Annotated in this window: 19 protein-coding genes; 10 read left to right on the top strand and 9 right to left on the bottom strand. The window is 55.0% G+C overall.

Annotation, left to right across the window (positions count from 1 at the left end; translation table 11 throughout):
- Window position 1: 1 nt before the first annotated feature.
- The gene (locus tag FAP39_RS08970) at window positions 2-880 is read right to left on the bottom strand and encodes a lysophospholipid acyltransferase family protein (protein ID WP_138016060.1); all 879 of its coding nucleotides are present in this window, start codon (window positions 878-880) and stop codon (window positions 2-4) included.
- Between the two features lie 95 nt (window positions 881-975).
- Window positions 976-4,395, bottom strand: a complete 3,420-nt coding sequence (locus FAP39_RS08965) for an indolepyruvate ferredoxin oxidoreductase family protein (protein WP_138016059.1) — start codon at window positions 4,393-4,395, stop codon at window positions 976-978.
- A gap of 172 nt (window positions 4,396-4,567) precedes the next feature.
- On the opposite strand from FAP39_RS08965, the gene FAP39_RS08960 reads away from it, so the two are divergent.
- The 6 genes from FAP39_RS08960 to FAP39_RS08935 all read left to right on the top strand — a co-directional run bounded on the left by FAP39_RS08960 (window position 4,568) and on the right by FAP39_RS08935 (window position 11,895).
- Window positions 4,568-5,473: a LysR family transcriptional regulator gene (locus FAP39_RS08960; RefSeq protein ID WP_138016058.1), complete on the top strand. Its 906-nt coding sequence runs from the start codon at window positions 4,568-4,570 to the stop codon at window positions 5,471-5,473.
- 289 nt (window positions 5,474-5,762) lie between these two features.
- Entirely contained in the window at window positions 5,763-8,054 is a 2,292-nt protein-coding gene (locus tag FAP39_RS08955) for a mechanosensitive ion channel family protein (RefSeq protein ID WP_138016057.1), read from the top strand.
- 190 nt (window positions 8,055-8,244) lie between these two features.
- Window positions 8,245-10,410: a phosphoribosylformylglycinamidine synthase subunit PurL gene (purL, locus tag FAP39_RS08950; protein ID WP_138016094.1), complete on the top strand. Its 2,166-nt coding sequence runs from the start codon at window positions 8,245-8,247 to the stop codon at window positions 10,408-10,410.
- A 139-nt stretch (window positions 10,411-10,549) separates the two neighbouring features.
- Window positions 10,550-10,786 carry a BolA/IbaG family iron-sulfur metabolism protein gene (locus tag FAP39_RS08945; protein ID WP_138016056.1) on the top strand — a complete coding sequence of 79 codons (237 nt, stop codon included), beginning with the start codon at window positions 10,550-10,552 and terminating at the stop codon, window positions 10,784-10,786.
- 227 nt (window positions 10,787-11,013) lie between these two features.
- On the top strand, window positions 11,014-11,376 hold the full coding sequence (gene grxD / locus FAP39_RS08940; protein ID WP_138016055.1) for a Grx4 family monothiol glutaredoxin: 363 nt from the start codon (window positions 11,014-11,016) through the stop codon (window positions 11,374-11,376).
- Window positions 11,377-11,385: 9 nt separating this feature from the next.
- Window positions 11,386-11,895 (top strand): hypothetical protein, encoded by a 510-nt coding sequence (locus FAP39_RS08935; RefSeq protein WP_138016054.1) that lies wholly within the window; start codon window positions 11,386-11,388, stop codon window positions 11,893-11,895.
- Here the strand turns inward: FAP39_RS08935 and FAP39_RS08930 are convergent, their stop codons facing one another.
- A complete protein-coding gene (locus FAP39_RS08930; protein WP_138016053.1) occupies window positions 11,896-12,282 on the bottom strand; it encodes a cell division protein ZapA in 387 nt (128 codons plus the stop codon).
- The gene (locus tag FAP39_RS08925) at window positions 12,282-13,040 is read right to left on the bottom strand and encodes a coiled-coil domain-containing protein (protein ID WP_138016052.1); all 759 of its coding nucleotides are present in this window, start codon (window positions 13,038-13,040) and stop codon (window positions 12,282-12,284) included. Before FAP39_RS08925 ends, FAP39_RS08930 begins: the two co-directional genes overlap by 1 nt.
- Before the next feature lie 226 nt (window positions 13,041-13,266).
- On the opposite strand from FAP39_RS08925, the gene tkt reads away from it, so the two are divergent.
- On the top strand, window positions 13,267-15,285 hold the full coding sequence (gene tkt / locus FAP39_RS08920; protein ID WP_138016093.1) for a transketolase: 2,019 nt from the start codon (window positions 13,267-13,269) through the stop codon (window positions 15,283-15,285).
- A 68-nt stretch (window positions 15,286-15,353) separates the two neighbouring features.
- Window positions 15,354-15,881 carry a hypothetical protein gene (locus FAP39_RS08915; RefSeq protein ID WP_138016051.1) on the top strand — a complete coding sequence of 176 codons (528 nt, stop codon included), beginning with the start codon at window positions 15,354-15,356 and terminating at the stop codon, window positions 15,879-15,881.
- 9 nt (window positions 15,882-15,890) lie between these two features.
- Here the strand turns inward: FAP39_RS08915 and FAP39_RS08910 are convergent, their stop codons facing one another.
- From FAP39_RS08910 to FAP39_RS08895, 4 genes are all read right to left on the bottom strand, one after another.
- Complete coding sequence (locus FAP39_RS08910) at window positions 15,891-16,874, bottom strand: DUF808 domain-containing protein (RefSeq protein ID WP_138016050.1); 984 nt, start codon at window positions 16,872-16,874, stop codon at window positions 15,891-15,893.
- 212 nt (window positions 16,875-17,086) lie between these two features.
- Window positions 17,087-17,584, bottom strand: coding sequence for a pantetheine-phosphate adenylyltransferase (gene coaD, locus FAP39_RS08905; protein WP_138016049.1), 498 nt, complete (start codon window positions 17,582-17,584; stop codon window positions 17,087-17,089).
- A gap of 104 nt (window positions 17,585-17,688) precedes the next feature.
- Window positions 17,689-18,123 carry a CBS domain-containing protein gene (locus FAP39_RS08900; RefSeq protein ID WP_138016048.1) on the bottom strand — a complete coding sequence of 145 codons (435 nt, stop codon included), beginning with the start codon at window positions 18,121-18,123 and terminating at the stop codon, window positions 17,689-17,691.
- Between the two features lie 60 nt (window positions 18,124-18,183).
- Window positions 18,184-19,080, bottom strand: coding sequence for a LysR family transcriptional regulator (locus FAP39_RS08895; protein WP_138016047.1), 897 nt, complete (start codon window positions 19,078-19,080; stop codon window positions 18,184-18,186).
- A gap of 102 nt (window positions 19,081-19,182) precedes the next feature.
- Between FAP39_RS08895 and FAP39_RS08890 the strand changes: the two genes are divergently transcribed.
- Both FAP39_RS08890 and FAP39_RS08885 read left to right on the top strand, forming a co-directional pair.
- The gene (locus tag FAP39_RS08890; protein ID WP_138016046.1) at window positions 19,183-20,682 is read left to right on the top strand and encodes a CoA-acylating methylmalonate-semialdehyde dehydrogenase; all 1,500 of its coding nucleotides are present in this window, start codon (window positions 19,183-19,185) and stop codon (window positions 20,680-20,682) included.
- 75 nt (window positions 20,683-20,757) lie between these two features.
- Window positions 20,758-21,177: a hypothetical protein gene (locus tag FAP39_RS08885; protein WP_138016045.1), complete on the top strand. Its 420-nt coding sequence runs from the start codon at window positions 20,758-20,760 to the stop codon at window positions 21,175-21,177.
- A gap of 81 nt (window positions 21,178-21,258) precedes the next feature.
- On the opposite strand, the gene FAP39_RS08880 is transcribed toward FAP39_RS08885, so the two are convergent.
- Window positions 21,259-21,705 carry a DsrE family protein gene (locus FAP39_RS08880; RefSeq protein ID WP_138016044.1) on the bottom strand — a complete coding sequence of 149 codons (447 nt, stop codon included), beginning with the start codon at window positions 21,703-21,705 and terminating at the stop codon, window positions 21,259-21,261.
- Window positions 21,706-21,766: the final 61 nt, after the last annotated feature.

Here is a 21,766-nt window from a genome sequence, read left to right as displayed (position 1 = left end):
TTCAGGCCCGATATTTCTCTTCGAATTCAAAGCCATACTCTGTTAGTGGCATCGGCTTTGGGGACAAAGCATAAGTTTGCGCGCGCAGGAAGTCCATGAGACCTTTTGCATCGTGGGAAAACGACTGAATCGCCGTCGGATCCACCGGAGCCCCGATGGCCACGCGCACAGGCGTATCGACGCGTTTTCTGAACTCTTTCATCAAAAGCCCCATACGCAAGGTTGTGTGCAGATGGCTTGCAATCTGAAACAGACGGCTTGTCTGCCCGTCAAAAAAAATGGGCACCACGGTTGCGCCCGACTTCATCACCAGACGCGCGGTGAACTTGCGCCATGCGGGGTCAAGCGGCTGTCCAAACGGGGTGGCCGCAGTCGACACTGTACCCCCAGGAAAAATGCCGATGGCGCCGCCCTGCTGCAAACAGGCATGCGCCGTCTTGCGCGTGCGCAAATTCAGCTCCAAGGCCCGTCGGGTGTTGTCAAAACTGATTGGCAGGATATGCGCGTTGATATCTTGCGCACCGTGAAACACCCGATGCGCCATGATGTGAAATTCGCCACGCCGTTGCGCTAGAATATGCCCCAGCATCAACCCGTCCAGAATACCATAGGGATGGTTGGCCACGACGATCAAAGGGCCATCGCGGGGTATTTTCATTAGGCTTCCGGCCATAACGTCGAGCCGCAAACCATATCTATCCACTATGGTTTCCCAAAAGCTTTTGCCGTGGGCGATATCCGCATCATACCCTTGTGCACGTTTTATCAACCCGACCCGTCCGGTGGCGTTTTCCATCATCCGGATGACGGCACGGCCGCCTTTGGTTGTTGCAGATTGCGCATAACTGATGTCACGCGCTGCGTGGCCAGCGGATGTCATCGAGCCGTATCCTTTCATCCCTCGGGGCGCAAAACGCGCCCCGTCGGATCAAAGCCTATGGCACTGATGCAACAGCAAGATGACCAAGGCCTGCCTTACTCTGCAGCCCGCGGAATCGAAGGTGCGCCATTTAACGCCGCCAACAGTTCTTCACGCCGTTTGGCCGCCTTAGCCTCGTTGGCCATTTTGACGGGACCAAAGCCACGAATTTGAAGCGGCAGTTCCGCCAGAGCAACCGCCGCTTCATGCGAGGCATCCCCTTGCTTGCCCAGAATGTCGGCCATGTCGCGCTCGTATTGCTTGATCAACGCACGTTCCATTTTGCGTTCGTCTGTATATCCAAACACATCAAACGGCGTCCCGCGCAGACGTTTAAGGCCCGCCAGCACTTTGAACCCGCGCAACATCCGGTGCCCAAATTCCTTTTTCACAGGGCGGCCATTTGGACCTTCTTTGCTCAGAACAGGCGGGGCCAGATGATACGTCATCTCAAAATCGCCCTCGAATACGGCCTCTGCCTTGGCACGTGTTTCCAGATGCAGCCGCGCCACCTCGTATTCATCCTTATAGGACAACAGCTTGTGGTAGCCGAGCGCAACCGCCTCTTTCAGACGCTCGTCAGACACGCTGTCCACCAGTTTGCGATACCGCTTGGCCAATCCTTTGCCTTGATATTTCACAAGATGCTCGGCACGAAATGCAATTTTGGCCTCAAGCGACTTGGGCATATCCAACACCTTTGGCGTCATCATGCCCGCAACCTGATCGGGGTACAACGCTGCCCATCGCCCGATTTCAAAGGCCAGCAAATTGCGCTCAACCGCAGCCCCATTCAGGGTGATCGCCTCGACCAGTGCTTCGTGACTGACCGGCACCATGCCTTGTTGCCACGCCGCGCCGAAAATCATCATGTTCGAATAAATCGAATCCCCCAGCACAATGCGCGCAAGTTCCGAGGCATCGAACATCACCAGCCCATCGCGGATGCGCGCCTCAAGCGCAAGCTGTAACCGGCTGGTCGGCAGCTTGAATTCAGTGTCGCGGGTGAAATCTCCGGTGATGATCTCGTGGCTATTGACCACAGCCCCCGTGCGCCCTTGCGACGTCAGACCAAGCGTCTTGGCGCCTGCACTGACAACCAGATCCCCACCAATCAGCGCATCACATTCGCCCGTCGCCACACGAATGGCGCTAATGTCTTCGGGCGTTTCTGCCAAACGGCAATGGATATGAACTGCGCCGCCTTTTTGGGCCAACCCCGCCATTTCCATCATGCCAGCCGCTTTGCCATCAATCTGCGCCGCCTGAGCAAGCACAGCCCCGATGGTGACAACACCCGTCCCCCCAACACCGGTAATCACGACGTTATGCGTGCCCTCAATGGGGGCCAGTGTTGGCATCGGCATGTCGGGCAAATCCAAATCAGCCGTGGCTTCTTTGCGAATTTTCGCGCCCTGTACCGTCACAAAGGACGGGCAGAACCCGTTCACACAACTAAAGTCTTTATTACAGGACGATTGGTTGATCGCGCGCTTGCGGCCGAGTTCGGTTTCGACCGGTTCGATGGACACACAGTTTGATTGAACCCCGCAATCGCCACATCCTTCACAGATGTCGGTATTGATAAAGACCCGCTTGTCCGGATCAGGGAACTGGCCGCGCTTGCGGCGACGACGCTTTTCTGCGGCGCAGGTCTGCACATACACAATGGCCGACACACCTTTGATATCCCGCATCTTTTCCTGAACAGAGTTCAACTCTGCGCGCTCATGAAAATCAATATCTGACGGGAACATGTCCTTGGTGACATCTTCCTTGTCATCATACACAACTGCCAGATTTTGCACGCCCATGGCCTGCAATTCGCGGACAATTTTGGGTGCATCAAGATTTCCATCATTGGCCTGACCACCGGTCATCGCAACAGCGTCGTTATACAGGATTTTATAGGTGATATTGGTTCCGGCGGCCAACGCCGCGCGAATGGCTTGGACACCCGAGTGGTTATAGGTGCCATCTCCGAGATTTTGGAACACATGATCCGTTTTCGAAAATGGTGCCTCGCCAATCCAGTTGGCCCCTTCGCCCCCCATGTGGGTGAAACCAGTTGTCTCGCGATCCATCCATTGCACCATATAATGGCACCCAATACCGGCATAGGCGCGACTGCCGTCTGGTACTTTGGTCGACGAATTATGCGGACAGCCAGAACAGAAATACGGAATACGCGCGGCAATATCTTCGGCGTTATCAGCCTTTTGCGCATCTTCCAGCTTTTGCAGCCCCGCTTTGATAGACTCGGTGCCGCGCCCCTCCTCGATCAAAATCGCGCCCAGCTTTTGGGCAATCATAATCGGGTTCAGGGCATCGCGTGTTTGAAACAGCTCTTCGCCGTGCATGGATCCGGCGCCGCCACCTTTGTGCCAGCCATAGACCCGACGCCCGCGCCGATCGTCGAAGATTGCCTCTTTGATTTGCACCTCGATCAGCTTGCGTTTTTCCTCGACCACAACAATCAGATCAAGACCATCGGCCCATTCGGAAAAGCCGCGCATATCCAGCGGGAAGGTCTGCCCCACCTTATAGGTCGTCAAGCCCAACCGTTCTGCGTCGTCTTCATCAAGCCCCAACAATGACAACGCATGCACCAAATCAAGCCAGTTCTTGCCAGCCGCGACAAACCCGATCTTGGCACTGGGTTTGCCCCACATGCGCTTGTCCATCTTATTGGCATGGGAAAAGGCTTCGGCGGCGAACCGTTTATAATCAATCATCCGCGCCTCTTGGGCATGCGGTGTATCCACCAGACGGATGTTCAACCCGTCCTCTGGCATCTCGAAATCGGGGGTGACAAATGACAACCGGTGCGGGTCGCCATTCACAACCGATGTCGCCTCGATGGTGTCTTTCATGGTCTTCAGGCCCACCCAGACACCCGCAAACCGCGACAGGGCCAGACCATACAGGCCGTAATCCATCACTTCTTGCACACCTGCGGGGCTCACAATTGGCATATAGGCATCGACAAGCGCCCATTCGGACTGGTGCAGCACGGTTGAGCTCTCGCCCGTGTGGTCATCGCCCATTGCCATCAGCACACCACCATGCGCTGCGGTGCCAGCCATGTTGGCGTGACGCATCACGTCCCCGGTGCGGTCCACACCTGGACCTTTGCCATACCAAAGCCCGAAAACCCCGTCGAATTTTCCTTGACCGCGAAGCTCGGCTTGTTGTGCACCCCAAAGCTGGGTCGCCGCCAGATCTTCGTTCAAGCCGGACTGAAACAGAATATCAGCCGCCTTAAGCTCTCTCTCTGCGCGCATCATCTGGCTGTCGACATTGCCCAAAGGTGATCCACGATAGCCGGTCACATAGCCTGCGGTATTCAAGCCGGCTTTGGTGTCTCGGGCTTTTTGCATCAACATCAAACGCACCAGCGCCTGTGTCCCATTCAAAAGAACGGTTTCTTTGTCCAGGTCCAGCCGGTCGTTTAGCGAAACTTTCTGGATACTCATCGCGCGTCTCCCCTCGCAGATTTTCTCTATAAACAATATAGCAGGATATTAGGTCATAAATTATGACCTAACAAGATTTATTTTCCGCCGATCGTCGACAAACACCCGCTAGCAGGTTTCGTTTTCGCGCTGTTTCAATTACACACGATCTAGGGAAGCGAAAGTTGCGGATATGGATTGGGATAAGCTTAGAATATTTCACGCAGTCGCGGATGCAGGAAGCCTGACACATGCAGGCGATACCCTTCATTTGTCGCAATCTGCGGTGTCACGCCAGGTGCGCGCCCTAGAGGAAAGCCTGAACACCACGCTTTTCCACCGTCATGCACGCGGCCTGATTCTGACCGAACAAGGTGAGCTACTCTTTGACGCCACCAGCGCCATGATCAAACGCCTTGATGCGGCGGCTGCACGCATACGCGACAGCGAAGAAGAAGTGTTCGGCGAATTACGGGTCACAACCACCACTGGCTTTGGCACGCTTTGGCTGGCTCCGCGTCTTCCCAAGCTGTATGAAAAATATCCCGATCTGAACATCGACCTGATGCTCGAGGAAAAGGTTCTCGATTTGCCCATGCGCGAGGCAGATGTCGCCATTCGGATGAAGGAGCCCTCTCAGGCTGACCTTATCCGCAAACGCCTGATGTCTGTGCACATGCGGCTGTACGCAACGCCAGAATATCTGGAGCGCAAAGGGACGCCACAATCCGCCGCAGACCTTAGTCAGCATCGCCTTATTTGTCAGAACATGACCTCGGCCCAAGTCGGCGCTGGCGCAAGTTTGGTCCAATCTTTGCTGGCAAATGACATTCAGTCGGTCTTGTATGTGAATAATTATTTCGGGGTGCTTCAGGCCGTTTTGCATGATCTGGGCGTGGGCGTATTACCAGACTATGTCACACAGGATTTCCCCAATTTGGTGCGCATCCTTCCGGATCTCGAGTCAGGGGATATCCCAGTATTTCTGGCTTATCCCGAGGAACTTCGCCAATCCAAGCGAATTTCTGCGTTCCGCGACTTTGTGCAAGAAGAAATCATTTCACACCGCAAGCAGTTGAGACAACAGGGTAAACTCTGAGATATGCGTCAGGCGCATACCGGAAATGCCGCAACTGCGGCATTGTTTCCCTTGATCGATTCAAAACTGATGCCTAATTGAACTCATGAAGATGACAAACGCACATTTGCTAGTCACCTTCATACCTCCCTGTTGGACTTCGGCCGAGCTTCGTGCTCGGCCTTTTTTTTGTTCAACGACGACTGGGACGTGAAGTTTGCCCTAAATTCACGCGTTATAAGAACTTTCGCCTCGCAAAAATGGACTCGACTGCTAAAGTAGTCGCGATAAATATTTTCCCGAGGATCCGATGTATCGATTTATGATTTTGTGGGCCTGCGCGGCATTTCTGTCGCTCGCGTCTGCTTTTCCCGCAACGGCCCAAATGCCGTTACCCAGCACCGGCGGCGCGCCCGCTGCCGAGGCACCAACCATTTCCCCCGAAGACATGACGCCAGAGGCCATCAATGCAGCCGTAGCGCGTATGTCCGATGACCAAGTGCGCAGTCTGTTGCTTGACCGTCTGGACGCCGCTGCGGAAACTGCCGCAGCAGCATCGACAAACGACATGACATTCTTTGAAAAGATGTCTCGACTTTGGACGGCCTTCACAACCCCGTTGATGGACGCGCTTTCCAAACTTCCTGCTCTTATTCCCGGTGTATCCACAGCGATTTCAAATTTTGTTGAAAGCTATGGCGGTGCCAGCGGCGTAATGACGTTGTTTGGTCTGATTGCCTTGGTTCTGGCCATCGGCTTTGCCGTAGAAACCGCGGTTCGGGCCTATATGAACCGTGCAAAAGAACTGACCGTCGCCACCGGCGACGACAGCCTGCGCGGCGCTGTTGGCTTTTTGCTGCGTCGGTTCATGCGCGAAATTTTCGGCCTGATCGTGTTTTATGTCGTCATCCGCATCGTGGGTCGCAGCATTCTGTCTCAGGAACAGCTTGCTTTTGCAGGCCCGTTTGTCACCTATCTGATCTGGATGCCCCGCCTGACTGCAGCCGCGACACGCTTTATGATGGCGCCACAACGCGCTGACTTGCGGTTGGTCAATGTGAATGACCGCTGGGCGCGTTTCCTACAACGTCACATTGTCGGCCTGATCTTTTTGGGCGGCCTGACCATCTGGGCGGTGTCCTTTACCACCAAGAACGGCGTTCCTGGCCCTGAGACCCGTCTCGGGTTCTGGCTGGACACCCTTGTCTATGTGTACATCGTCGCGATTGCCCTCATCGCTCGGGATGGGTTGCGTGACATGATGCGTGGCACGGATCCTGACACAACCGATTTTGATGAAGTCGCTGCAAATGCCTATCCTTACTTTGCAATGGGCGTTGCAATGGCCACTTGGGCTTTGGTCAGCATATTGATCGGACTTGGTCAGGTCACTCAGCTCTTGCACGGTGCGCATTATGTCACCATGTTCCTGCTGCTGGCAGCACCCGTTGTTGACACCGCCATTCGCGGACTTGTGCGCCACCTTGTCCCACCAATGGCTGGCGAAGGCCCCGCTGCAGAAGCCGCGTATATATCGACCAAGCGCAGCCTTGTGCGCATCGGCCGGGTTGTTGCTGTGGGCATCATCATGATTTTGATCGCCAACGCGTGGGATCTCAGCATTCTGCAACTGCTTCAGAATGGCGCTGGTATCGCGGACAATGTCTTTAGCTTCGTGATGACGCTGGTTGTGGGTTATGTGGTCTATGAGGGCACATCGCTCTGGATCAACAGCCGTCTGGCTGCAGAACAGACTGCCTTGGGCATGAGCCAAGAAGACGCCGACGCAGAAATGGGCGGCGCAAGCGGCTCTCGTCTGTCGACAGTTCTTCCGCTGGCGCTTTTGTCTGCCAAAGCCACAATCATTGTGATCTTTGGCCTGTTGGCTGTGGGCAATCTGGGCATCGACATCACGCCGCTCTTGGCGGGCGCTGGTATCGCAGGTTTGGCCATCGGCTTTGGTGCGCAACAGCTTGTGACAGACATTGTGTCGGGCGTGTTCTTCCTTGTGGATGACGCTTTCCGTGTCGGCGAATATGTCGAGATCGGTGGCACAATGGGTGCGGTTGAAAAGATTTCAATCCGCTCGATGCAGCTTCGCCATCACCGAGGAGCCGTGCACACGGTGCCTTATGGTCAAATCCCTCAGCTCACCAACTATAGCCGTGACTGGGTGATCATGAAGCTCAAGTTCACAGTACCTTTCGACACCAATCCCAACCAGATCAAAAAGATCTTCAAAAAGATTGGTCAGGAAATGTTGGAAGACCCGCTGTTCAAAGACGACTTCCTACAGCCTTTCAAATCGCAAGGTGTGTTTGATATCGACGATGTCGGCATGGTGATCCGTGGTAAGTTCATGGCGAAACCAGGCAAGCAATTCATGATCCGCAAAGAAATCTATAACAAGATCAAAGCGGCGTTTGCCGAAGCGGATATCGATTTTGCCCGTCGCGAAGTACGCGTCGCCATTCCAGGCATGGAAGCCGAGCATTACGACGACATGTCTCGCGAAGAAAGCTTGACCGTTGCGGCGGCTGGGGCTGCTGTGGCGTCACAAGACCAAGGTCCGGCTGCGGCCCCCGCAAAGGGCCCCGATTGATACGTCAGGTCTCGTATACACACTGCGGCTTTAGCAAGGTCGCGTGACACACAACGGCGGGGTGAACACCTCGCCGTTCCTTTTTGCACCACTTGAATGATGAATCGTACTGTGCGCAAGCGCCCCCTTCCCCCTTACGACGGTTTAGATTAAGAGACGCCCAACAGCAGCCTTGGGGAATCTTATGACCATTCAGGAACCGGCCATTACCGAAGAACTGATCGCATCGCACGGGCTTAGCCCAGACGAGTATGAACGCATTCTCGAGATTATCGGCCGCGAACCGACATTCACCGAACTTGGCATCTTTTCGGCCATGTGGAATGAACACTGCTCTTATAAATCATCCAAGAAATGGCTGCGCACTCTGCCCACCGAAGGCCCTCAGGTCATCTGTGGCCCCGGTGAAAACGCAGGCATCGTTGATATTGGCGATGGTCAATGTGTGGTCTTCAAGATGGAAAGCCACAACCACCCGTCTTATATCGAACCTTACCAAGGCGCCGCCACCGGCGTCGGTGGCATTCTGCGCGATGTGTTCACCATGGGCGCCCGCCCGATTGCTGCGATGAACTCGCTGTCGTTTGGCGAAACCTCTCACCCAAAGACCCGCCAGTTGGTCAACGGTGTGGTCGAAGGTGTCGGCGGCTATGGCAACTGTTTTGGCGTTCCGACTGTGGGCGGCGAAGTGCGGTTTCATCCGGCCTATAACGGCAACTGTCTGGTCAACGCCTTTGCCGCAGGTATCGCGCAAACCGACAGCATTTTCTATTCTGCAGCGTCGGGCATCGGCATGCCGGTTGTGTATCTTGGCGCCAAAACCGGCCGTGATGGTGTTGGCGGCGCGACAATGGCGTCGGCTGAATTCGATGACACAATTGAAGAAAAACGCCCGACCGTCCAAGTTGGCGACCCCTTCACCGAAAAACGTTTGATGGAAGCCACGCTAGAGCTGATGCAAACAGGTGCGGTGATTTCGATCCAAGACATGGGGGCTGCGGGTCTGACCTGTTCTGCTGTGGAAATGGGCGACAAAGGCGGCCTTGGCGTCAAGCTGAACCTCGAAGATGTGCCCCAACGCGAAGACAACATGACCGCCTATGAAATGATGCTGTCAGAGTCGCAAGAGCGGATGCTGATGGTTCTGAAACCAGAACTGGAAGCCGAAGCGCGCGCCGTGTTCGAAAAATGGGACCTCGATTTCGCCATCGTCGGTGAAACCATTGCCGAAGACCGCTTCTTGATCCTGCACAATGGTGAAGTCAAAGCCGACCTGCCTCTGGCAACCTTGTCAGGGTCGGCCCCCGAGTATGACCGCCCATGGGTGGAAACTCCTGCCGCCGAGCCGCTGACGGATGAAGATGTCCCGACAATTGATCCAATCGACGGGCTCAAGGCGCTGATTTCAAGCCCGAACTATGCAGCTAAACAATGGGTCTATGAACAATATGACACCATGGTGATGGCCGATAGCGCACGCACGCCGGGCCAAGGCTCTGGTATCATCCGTGTGCACGGCACCGACAAAATGCTGGCATTTACATCCGATGTGACACCACGCTACGTCAAAGCCAACCCATTTGAGGGCGGCAAACAAGCCGTCGCAGAAGCCTATCGTAACCTGATCGCCGTGGGCGCCACACCTTTGGCAACCACCGACAATATGAACTTTGGCAATCCTGAAAAACCCGAGATCATGGGCCAATTTGTGTTTGCCATCAAAGGCATCGGCGAAGCCGTGGCCGCGCTGGATATGCCCATCGTGTCCGGCAACGTGTCCTTGTATAACGAAACCGACGGCACAGGTATCCTGCCCACCCCGACAATCGGAGCCGTGGGTTTGATCGCGGCAGGCGAAGAGCCCATCGTTGGCGAAGCCCGCGATGGCCATGTGGCCTTGTTGATTGGCGATACCCTAGGCCATTTGGGGCAGTCGGCGTTGTTGGCCGAAGTGTTCAACCGTGAAGACGGCGACGCACCTGCGGTTGATCTGGCCGCGGAAAAACGCCATGGCGACTTCATCCGCGACAACCGTGATTTTATCAAAGCGTGCACCGACTTGTCGGATGGCGGTTTGGCGCTTGCTGCCTTTGAAATGGCCGAAGCGGCTGGCGTTGGCGTGACCTTGGATGCAGCAGACACCCCAACCCTGTTTGGCGAAGATCAAGCACGGTATCTGGTGGCATGCAACTTTGACCAAGCCGAGGCGCTGATGATCGCCGCCGGACAAGCCAAAATCACGATCGAAACCGTGGGTAAGTTTTCCGGTGACACCGTCTATATCGGCGGCTCCGAAGCCCCGCTGGCCGAGCTGTCCGACATCTTCCGGAGCAGTTTTGCCGCCGCCATCGCTTAACGACGGCACCCCGAGTTCAAAGCGGCGCGGACCAATTGGGGCGCGCCGTTTTCTATTTGTCGGTCACGCATCGGCTTGAAGCGCAGGCCAAGCATGACTAGATTTAGATCAAAGACCACCAACAAGGATTCCCCTGTTTATGCCGATGCAAGCTCACGAAATCGAAGAATTGCTGAGAGAGACCTTTCCTGACGCAGAGATTCAAGTCGCAGGTCAAGACGGTGTACATATGTCTGCCATGGTCATCGACGAAAGCTTTCGCGGCAAGAACCGCGTACAACAACAACGTGCGGTTTATGCCGCGCTCAAAGGAAAGATGGACGGGGCCAACGGCGACTTGCATGCGCTTGCCCTCACCACAAAAGTTCCAGAATGAACATAGCCCTGTTGAGCATTGGCATCTTGATCCTGTTGGTGGTTGCCGCCGCAGGAATGGGGTCTTATCTCACGGGGCAACCGCATCTTACACGTTCTCGGCGGCGCATACCCAAGACACATTGCAAATACGCCGCGAAAAACCCACATACCGGCACCGCAGACCACAGACCTGTTCAGGGTCTCTGACATCGGCGATAGCCAACACCACGGACAAAGGACTTTACCATGACCGACGCCAAATCTCGCATCGACGAAACCGTCAAAGCCAATGATGTTGTGCTCTTTATGAAGGGCACCAAAGAAATGCCGCAATGCGGATTTTCTTCTCGGGTGGCCGGTGTGCTGAACTATATGGGCATCGACTATGCCGATGTGAATGTCCTGTCAGACGACGAGATCCGCCAAGGCATCAAAGATTATTCTGACTGGCCCACCATCCCACAGCTGTACATCAAGGGTGAATTTGTCGGCGGATGTGACATCATCACCGAAATGACTTTGTCGGGCGAACTGGACACCATGTTCGAAGACAACGGCGTTGCGTATGACAAAGACGCTGCGAATAAAATTCGCGAAGCAAACGCTTAAGGTCTTTCGATGACCATGCAAGCCGCGAGAATCTGGTACGCGCCGGGTTCTCGCACCGTTTCTCTTGATTTTCTGTACAAACGCCTCACAGGGTTGCTTGGCTGTACGGTGGCACATACCGAATGGGTTCTGGGCGAAACACGCATTCCCCAGCTGCATGTGACCGCCCCGGTGTCGATGCTGATTCAAATCGCAAACCACGATGACGTCGCCGCAGAAGCCATTGAATTTGCATCATTTATTGAAAGCAATTCAGGCCCATCCAGCGCCAGTGCAAAAATGCGCACATGCACAAGACGCCTTGAGATCGGCGCGCCCGATGACGCAGGCACTTCCTCAAAAGACGGCACGGTCGTAATCGGCCCCACAGCTCTTGACCCTGCAGACCCTGCCACCCATCGCATCTTGGTCGGATTGACCAGCGGGCTTGATGGCGTGTTCGAAGACAACGTCAACGGGCGCTTGATCGTAACGCCGCGCAAACCCAAAGGACTGTTGGCGCGGCTGTTGCGGCGGTAATTACCCCGCCGCTTTTTCTTCGACCTCTGCGGCCAGAGATTCCGCACGTGCGGCCAGTTCCGCAAGCGTATCGGTGACCTCGCGGGGGATCACAGCCACTTGCACCTGTTCCGGACCTGCCGCCTGAAGCGCGTCAACCTCGGCCTGTTTGGCCGCAAGCTGTGCCTCGGTCTCGCGCAGGCGATCTTCAAGACCTGCCGTTTTGTCCGCCAACATCAACCCCGCCATCAACAGCATCCGTGCTTCGGGGATGCGACCGATCTGAGCCGCCAGAACTTGGGCTTCGTCGTCGAGCATTTTCGCAGCAGACTGCAAGAAATGCTGTTCACCTTCTTGGCAGGCGACTTCAAAAACGCGGCCACCGATATGGATTTCTACTTCGGCCATCAGTCTTCTCCCTCGGATGTATCGGCGTCTTGGGGTTGTGGCTCCAGCAGCGGATGCAATGTGCCAATCAACAAATTCATCTCGGCCAAATCCGCCTCACGCTCGGCTGTGACATTCTGCAATTCAACTTCCAAAGATCGGTTGATTGCGTCTGCGTCGACGCTCTTGTCATCAACAGATTGCCGAAGCACGGCGATGGTCTGGCGCATCTGGCGCCCAGTTCGACGCAAGCGACGCAGGCGGAACGCCATCTCAAGAATTTCTTCCCGATTTGCATCCAAATCCACACCTGTCGGCTCTGCCGGGGTTTGATTGGCGGCGTCTTCTGCCTCTTGCGCGGCTTTCTGTGCGGCTTCGATGGCCACACCGGTCTCAATCTTGGCCGCTGCCGCATCTGCTTTGGCCTCTTCGGCTTCGGACTGTGCGGCCTTAACCTCGTTTTGGGCTGCCTCAAGGGCTGCAGTGGCTGTGCCAAGCGCCTCTTCGGACTGTGTGGCGCTCACTTTGGCCGCCGCAAGATCTTCCTCAAGAGCATCTTGGCGTGTGTGTAACGCTTTGATTTGCTCTTCCAGTTGCGCCGTCAGCAGCTTTTCAGCCTCAAGCGTTTTCTGAGCGGCCTCGCGCTCGGCATCCACCTCTACCTTGTCGACCGTGTCCGTCGGTGGGGCCTGTGTCGGCGCATCTAGCGCCTCAAGCCCGCGCCCGATCCGATCCATCGCCGCGCTAATCCGGCTTTCCAACTCGCTGATATTACTCATGGCCTCATCCCTTCTGTGCGGGGTCGTAACGTATTCCCTGCTCCTGCCCATTTCATCGGCAATTCGCAAGGCGAATCGGCAATTCCGCAGGTTTGGTTGATTTTACCCAATGGAATTACAAAATGCGCCCCCTTTGACATCAAGCACTTGGCTGCGACGCTTGATCTTCACCTCAAGACTGGTATTGAGCACAAAACCAGAGCGCCAAGTCAAAGGAAACGACCTCGTGGATATCGCTGCACTTCGTGAAAAGAACCCCGACCACTGGATGAAAGCTGCTGCCATCCGTGCCCTCACCTTGGACGCGGTAGCTGCTGCCAATTCTGGCCACTCTGGCATGCCAATGGGCATGGCCGATGTGGCGACCGTACTTTATGAAAAGCATCTAAAATTTGATGCGGCCCATCCGCAATGGCCTGACCGCGACCGGTTTATCCTGTCTGCCGGCCACGGCTCTATGTTGATCTACTCGCTGTTGCACCTTGTCGGCGACGCTCAGGTCACGCTGGATCAGGTTAAAAACTTCCGCCAGATGGGTGCTTTGACCGCGGGCCACCCTGAAAACTTCTTGTTGGACGCTGTTGAAACCACGACAGGTCCCTTGGGCCAAGGGATCGCCAACGCGGTTGGCTTTGCGATGGCCGAAGAAATGCAGCGCGCGCAATACGGCAAAAAGGTTGTGGATCACCACACCTATGTCATTGCGGGCGACGGCTGTCTGATGGAAGGCATCAGCCAAGAAGCCATCGGCCTTGCGGGACGTCACCAGTTGGGCAAACTGGTCGTCTTCTGGGACAACAACAACATCACCATCGATGGCACCGTAGATTTGTCGGACCGCACCAATCAAGTGCAGCGCTTTAAGGCGTCCGGCTGGCACGTGCAGGAAATTGACGGCCACGACCCCGAGGCCATCGACGCAGCCATCACCGCCGCCAAGAAAACCAAAAAACCTTCGATGATCGCCTGCAAAACCCACATCGCGCTGGGTCACGCGGCACAGGATACATCCAAAGGTCACGGCGCGCTGACCGATGCGGATCAGATGAAAGCCGCCAAGGCGCAATACGGCTGGACCACAGGTCCGTTCGAAGTACCCGCCGACATCAAAGCCCAATGGGAAGCCATCGGCGCGCGCGGCGCGACTGATCGCACCGCATGGGAAGAACGCTTTGCTGGCTTGTCCCAACAAAAACAGGACCGCTTCAACCGCGCCTATGCGCTTGATGCCCCCAAACGCCTGTCCGCCACGATCAAAGCCCTGAAAAAACAGGTCTCGGAAGACCAACCAAAGGTGGCGACTCGTAAATCGTCAGAAATGGCGCTTGAGGTCATCAACCCGATCATGCCGGAAACTGTTGGTGGATCGGCGGATTTGACCGGATCGAACAACACCAAAACTGGTGATCTGGGCATGTTTGATACGGATAACCGCAAAGGGCGCTATGTCTATTGGGGTATTCGCGAACACGGTATGGCGGCTGCGATGAACGGCATGGCCCTGCATGGTGGTGTGCGCCCCTACTCAGGCACGTTCTTTTGCTTTACCGATTATGCGCGCCCATCCATGCGCCTTGCGGCCTTGATGAAAATCCCAACCGTGTTTGTAATGACCCATGACAGCATCGGCGTCGGCGAAGATGGTCCAACCCACCAACCGGTCGAGCATCTGGCCATTTGCCGCGCGACACCAAACACCTATGTGTTCCGCCCTGCTGATACTGTGGAAACAGCCGAAGCTTGGGAAATCGCTTTGACGTCCAAGGACACGCCATCTGTGATGGCTCTGACACGTCAGAACCTGCCAACCGTTCGGACAGAGCACAAGCTGGCAAACCTGACGGCCAAAGGCGCTTATGTGCTGGCCGAAGCCGAAGGCAAACGTCAGGTGATCCTGATGGCGACAGGATCCGAGGTGGAAACCGCATTGGCGGCGCGCGATCTGCTGCAAGCCCAAGGGATTGGCACACGCGTGGTATCCATGCCCTGCATGGAGCTGTTCGCTGAACAAGACGAAGCGTATCGCCGCAAGGTTCTGCCGGCTGGTGCCGTACGCGTCGGTATCGAAGCCGCCGTGCGCCAAGGCTGGGATCAATGGTTGCTGGGCGAACGTGCCAAGCCCGGAAAATCCGATTTTGTCGGCATGGATCGGTTTGGGGCATCAGCCCCAGCGGGTGAGCTGTTTGCCAAGTTCGGCATCACAGCACAGCATGTCGCAGACAAGGCCCAAGCCTTGCTCGGGTAATCCCCGAATAGTAAGAACTTTCTAACAAGGGCGTCCTCGTGGCGCCCTTTTTCTTGCCGGAGATATTGATGAAACACATTATAAAACAGGTCATTTTGGCGACTGCCATGATTGGTATGGCAACGGTTTCAACTGCCGCCTCAAGCAAAAACCTCTATCCCCCCGAAGACTGGGTTTTCACCGTCGCCTTTCAGCGGTTCCCCTACGAGATCACCTGTCACGAGGTCAACAACCGCGGCAAGGTCGTCAAAAAAGGATCGGGCGGCAACGTGACCTATACGGTGACCGGATTCAAAGCCGCCGACCGCCTGATCTGTACTGTTCCAAACGGACGGAAATTCACCCTGAACATGAAATTTATGTTCGGTGTCGGACGCACCAAACGCGTCATGGGCGGTGAATATTTCGAAGGCGAAATCAAGCGTCTTGATCTTAAAGTCAAATATCAACGCAGCGGCGGTCAAAACACGTATAAGTCACATGTCACAATCCGGTCGATCAAGGGCAAGGAACGCGTCATCTACGCGGCCGATGACATGCTCTTTGCCATTTTTCCAGAGCTGGCCAACCAACCCAAGAAACGCTGGAAACCTTGATCTAAGGGCCTAATGCGCTGCGTCGCTTGACTTCTTTTTGCCAAAGATCGCGCCCACGATCGGCGCGATCACTTTGGTCACCACAGGAATCAACACAAAGCCAAGCGCCAAGCCAAACACGCCATCCATCGCGGCCTTGGACGTCCATTCGACGAACCCCGTCCAACCTGCAGGCACGGCATGACCCGCCGCATAGGCCAGATCATGAATGTGGTGGCCAAGCCAGCCAAAGCCCAATTCTTCCATGCCATGGATCACAATGGATCCTCCGACCCACAGCATCGCCGCGGTCCCCACAGTGGTCAGCAGCGACATGAAATAAGGCATCCCACGCACAAGCCAGCGCCCCAAGGTGCGCGTCACCGAAAGCCGCCCATTGGCATACATCAGCAACCCAAGATCATCCATTTTGACAATCAGAGCCACCGAACCATAGACCGCCACGGTGATCCCGATCCCTGCCACGGCCAACGTCGCGGCCTCCATCCAAAAATTGCTTTCTGGAATGCCGGACAGAATGATGGTCATGATTTCTGCAGATAAAATAAAGTCGGTTTTGATGGCCCCTGCGGCTTTCTTTTCCTCGAGATGCGCAGGATCGCCTTTTTCGTCTTCGGCAAAGACGTGGTGCGTGTCATGTGGCACCAACAAGTGATAGATTTTCTCGGCCCCCTCAAAACACAGGTACGCCCCGCCCAACATCAAAAGTGGCGCAATCAGCCATGGGGCAAAATTTGCCAATAACAATGCGGCCGGCAACAGGATCAACAGCTTGTTTTTAATCGATCCTTTGGCGATTTTCCAAATAATTGGTAACTCGCGCTTGGCCTCGAATCCGTGCACATATTTGGGTGTAACCGCTGCGTCGTCAATCACCGCCCCTGCGGCCTTGGCCCCTGCCTTGGCAGCTTGGGCCGCGATATCATCCACCGAAGCGGCAGCAACTTTTGCAATGCCCGCCACATCATCCAGCAAAGCCAAAAGACCGCTCATTGCCATTCTCCACTTCAATGCTTTGCACGCAGCCTACGTGCTCTCTTGCTCAGAGCAACAGAGATATCTTTGCGCCGGACCTTAAGCAAGCCCATGCGACGCGCTCTTGAGGCGTCAGCGACCGGCCGACCGGACGCACCCCATATCCATAGGTCACAATTTGAACAGGAACGCGCTTTTACGCAAAGAGCAAGTTAAGGCAAAAACTCGGCCTACGCCTTGCCCAGGCGATCCTTGAGCGCGTCATTCACCATGGGTGTCACGAACTTGGACACATCCCCATCAAGGCGGGCGATTTCTTTCACCAACTTGGATGCAATCGCCTGATGTTGAAGATCTGCCATCAGGAACACGGTTTCGACACTGTCATCCAGCGCGCGATTCATGCCAACCATTTGATATTCATATTCAAAATCTGTCACAGCCCGCAATCCGCGCACGATGATCTGCGCGCCAACATCATGGGCGCAATCAATCAACAGGTTTTCAAACGGATGTGCCACAATTTCTGTGCCGGTTTCTTTGGAGAGCTTGGCACATTCTGCCTCGATCATCGCGACGCGCTCTTCCAGTGTGAAAAGCGGCCCCTTGTCCCGATTGATGGCAACGCCAATCACAAGTTTGTCCACCAGCAAAGATGCACGGCGGATGATATCAATATGACCAATCGTAATTGGATCAAAAGTTCCTGGGTACAAGCCAATGCGCATGAGACACTCCGTAAAACAATAACGTGTGCGCACGCAACATTATTGCGCCTTGAAATGCAAGCGCCGGAATGTCTCACCCGTAGTCCTACGGGTGAGACATAGGGTCAGTGACCCATAATCATGCCTTCGAGGGCTTGTTTTTCCATCGCCAGTTCGCTCAGGCGTGCCTTGACAGCGTCGCCAAGCGTAATCAACCCCACCATGGTATCGCCATCCATCACCGGCATGTGGCGAAACCGTCCTTCGGTCATCTTTTCCAGAACCTGCACGGCGTCGTCGCTCTGCGTGCAGGTCACGAGGGTTGTTGTCATGTAATCATCGACCTTGTCCGACATGCACGACGCGCCCCGCGCGCCAAGTTCGCGGACGATGTCACGCTCTGACAAAATACCTTCGAGACTGGTGCCCGTCGAGGACACAACCACGGTCCCGATCCGCTTCTCAGCGAGGATCTTTGCTGCATCAGATACCGAGGTCCCGGGTTTCACCGTCACGACACCTTGATCCCCTTTTGACTTAAGAATCTGATGTACCAGCATATTAAAAACCTCCATAAGAATATTGCTTAAGTCAAAGCGTCGTCGCAATAATCGGTATTGTCAAGCGCCAGCTTCCAACCGCGACACCTCTTCGCGGATACCTTGGCACAGGGCCTCTGAAAAGCGATTAAGACGCTCAAGACGGCGGTCATCTGCATGCCGGATCAGATAAAATGATCGCGTCAGGCTGATCTGATCTTCAAGAACCTTATCGATCCCTTGGCTGGATGGAATGGCAAAATCATGCACGATTCCGATCCCATACCCCAAACGCACCCAATTGAATTGTACCGATGCAGAGTTCGAAGCAAGGCGCACTTTGTGCACACCGGTTTCGTTCAAATAGTCCAGCTCCTTGTCGAAAATCATGTCTGGAATGTACCCAACAACCACATGTTGATCGAGATCTTCAAGACACTGCACTGGCGCAGCCGCCTGTAAATAGGACCGAGCTGCAGCAAGGTGCAATTTATAATCAGTGATCTTCTGAACGGTGAGCTTGCCGGCACTTGGCGGGCTCACGGCCACCACCAGATCGGCCTCGCGTTTGGACAGGTTCACCACACGCGGCAGCGCCACAATCTGGATCTCCAGATCAGGGTTTTCTTGCGAAATGCGCGCACAGACCTGTGGCAGCAAATAGTTGGCAGCCCCATCAGGCGCCCCGATGCGAATTTGCCCAGAAAGGCTGCTTGATTCACCGCCCATATCTTCGGTGGCTTGCTGCAACGACTGTTCGATACGCACAGCGTGCACCAGCAACCTCTGCCCGGCATCCGTCAATGCATATCCCGACGGAGATTTCACAAAGAGCGGCGAGTCAAAGGCCTCTTCGAGCCGCGCCACGCGGCGCCCGACTGTTGCCGGATCAATATGCAATCGCCGTCCCGCCGCAGAGAGACTTTCTTCTCTGGCGACCGATAGAAATATTCTCAGATCGTCCCATTGTGGGTCCATCTGGCACCCCCCTGCATTTTTGCAAAGCTATTTTGAAAACTTGCACCTTTTACAACTATTTTTGCAAGTCTATTCTCTGGTGGAAATTTGGAGGATTCTCTTATGCAAGAACTGACCCACTATATCGACGGCGCGCACGTCAATGGCACGTCCGGCCGTTTTTCTGACGTTTTCAACCCTGCCACTGGCGAAGTTCAGGCAAAATGCCCACTGGCCAGCAAAGAAGAGATGGAACACGCTGTGGCTGTTGCCGCCGCTGCACAGCCTGCTTGGGAAAAAGTAAACCCACAGCGCCGCGCCCGTGTGATGATGAAATTCGTCGACCTGCTGAACCGCGACATGGACAAGCTGGCCGAGGCCCTGTCACGCGAGCACGGCAAAACTTTCCCCGACGCGAAAGGCGACGTTCAGCGTGGTCTGGAAGTTGTGGAATATTGCATCGGTGCGCCGCAATTGCTCAAAGGTGAATTCACCGACAGCGCCGGCCCCGGCATCGACATGTATTCCATGCGTCAGGCGCTGGGTGTGACTGCGGGTATTACCCCGTTCAACTTCCCTGCGATGATCCCGATGTGGATGTTTGCGCCTGCCATCGCCTGCGGCAACGCATTTATCCTGAAACCCTCCGAGCGTGATCCATCCGTGCCGCTGATGCTGGCCGAACTGCTGGAAGAAGCAGGCCTGCCAAAAGGCATCATTCAGGTTGTGAACGGTGACAAAGAAGCGGTCGACGCGATCCTGTATAACGACACAATTCAGTCGGTTGGCTTTGTCGGCTCGACCCCAATCGCCGAATACATCTATGGCACCGGGTGCGCCCAAGGTAAGCGCGTTCAGTGCTTTGGTGGCGCCAAGAACCACATGATCATCATGCCTGATGCGGATCTGGACCAAGCAGCCGACGCGCTGATCGGTGCCGGATACGGTGCGGCTGGCGAACGCTGCATGGCAATTTCTGTGGCTGTTCCTGTTGGCAAAGAAACCGCTGATCGCCTGATCGAAAAGCTGATCCCACGTGTAGAAACCCTGAAGGTGGGTCCATACACAGCGGGAGACGACGTCGATTACGGCCCCGTTGTGACCGCTGCTGCCAAAGCCAACATCGAACGTCTGGTTCAGACTGGTGTTGATCAAGGTGCGGATCTGGTTGTGGATGGCCGTAACTTTAGCCTGCAAGGCTATGAGGATGGTTTCTTTGTCGGCCCAAGCCTGTTCGACAACGTCACCACAGACATGGATATCTACAAACAGGAAATCTTTGGCCCGGTTCTGTCGACTGTGCGTGCAGAAACATACGAAGAGGCGCTGTCCTATGCGATGGACCACGAGTATGGCAACGGCACTGCAATCTATACCCGCGATGGTGACACTGCGCGTGACTTTGCCAACCGGATCAACATCGGCATGATCGGCATCAACGTGCCAATCCCTGTACCGCTGGCCTATCACACCTTTGGTGGCTGGAAGAAATCGGCGTTTGGGGATCTGAACCAGCACGGTCCGGATGCGTTCAAATTCTATACACGCACCAAGACCATTACATCGCGCTGGCCATCAGGCATCCGCGAAGGCGGCGAGTTCAACTTTAAGCCGATGGATTGATCTCGTCCAAAGAATGTGGTTTCACAAGGGGCGGCTTTTGCCGCCCCTTTCTTATTCCACGCTCAGGACAGCTAAATGGCGCTCAGTTTTCAGATTCTTAAATCCCTTGATTTGGTCTATGTGAAATACATTGGATTTGTTGAACTTGATGCAAGCCTGAAAACCTTTGCCGAATATGCTGCCCACCCTGATTGCCGGCCCGGCCAAAAACAGCTCATTGACTTGGCACAGGTGACCGATCTCGAGCGCGACTTTACCAAAATCATGAAACATCAGGCGCAAAAGGCCGATGTCTTTACGGCAGGCACGGCCCAAACCGTCGTGGTGTATTACGCCCCTACGGAAATCGCGCAGCTCATGGCGCAAATCGCGGCACGATCGTGGGAAGATGTCGAAGGCATTATTTGCGTTATTCTCGAAGACGAAGCCCAAGCACTTGCGGTCTTAGGGCTGGCGCACAATAGCATTTCCGAGATGTTGCACGTGCACGCCTAGGCACATTCTGCGCACACAAAAAAGGCGCCCGAAGCATACAAAGCTGATCCGAGCGCCTGAATTATCAGCAAAAATAATGTGTTACCATGCCAGAGTTTTGGTATTTGGGTCGAACAACCAGCTTTCGATCAGCTCGAAATCCCCCATCTGCACACCGTCGATATAATCCGCTTTGGTCAGCCCTGCCGCCTTGGAGCACGCCCCGCACATGATGACCGTGCCGCCATCCGCCATAAAGGCCGTGAGCATATCCTGAACGGATGTCCCCTTTTCCGCCATCAACCCGTGGATATGGCTTGGGCGTTTTTTGTCCGCCAGATACACCGCACGCACGTTCATCCAGATCGCCGCGTCATAGCCATTTTTTTGGGCCTTTTGGTGCGCAAACATAATTGCTTTGCTTGCAGCCCATGTGTCATCGGTGGTCAAGCTTACAAACAAGCGCGGTTTTACCTCTTCGGCTGCTGCCACAATGGGTGTCACCACAAGCGCCAAGGCCAAGACCGCATACTTCAAAATTGCCCGCATATTATTCTCCATAAAGTTTGCGCGTTTCGGTGCAATTATATTCCAACAATGGAATTCTATT

Origin of the sequence: Shimia litoralis (assembly GCF_005518135.1) — a bacterium.
Classification (GTDB): domain Bacteria; phylum Pseudomonadota; class Alphaproteobacteria; order Rhodobacterales; family Rhodobacteraceae; genus Shimia_E; species Shimia_E litoralis.
Note: the sequence above shows the minus strand (reverse complement) of the source record. Positions and strands in the feature narration are given on the sequence as shown.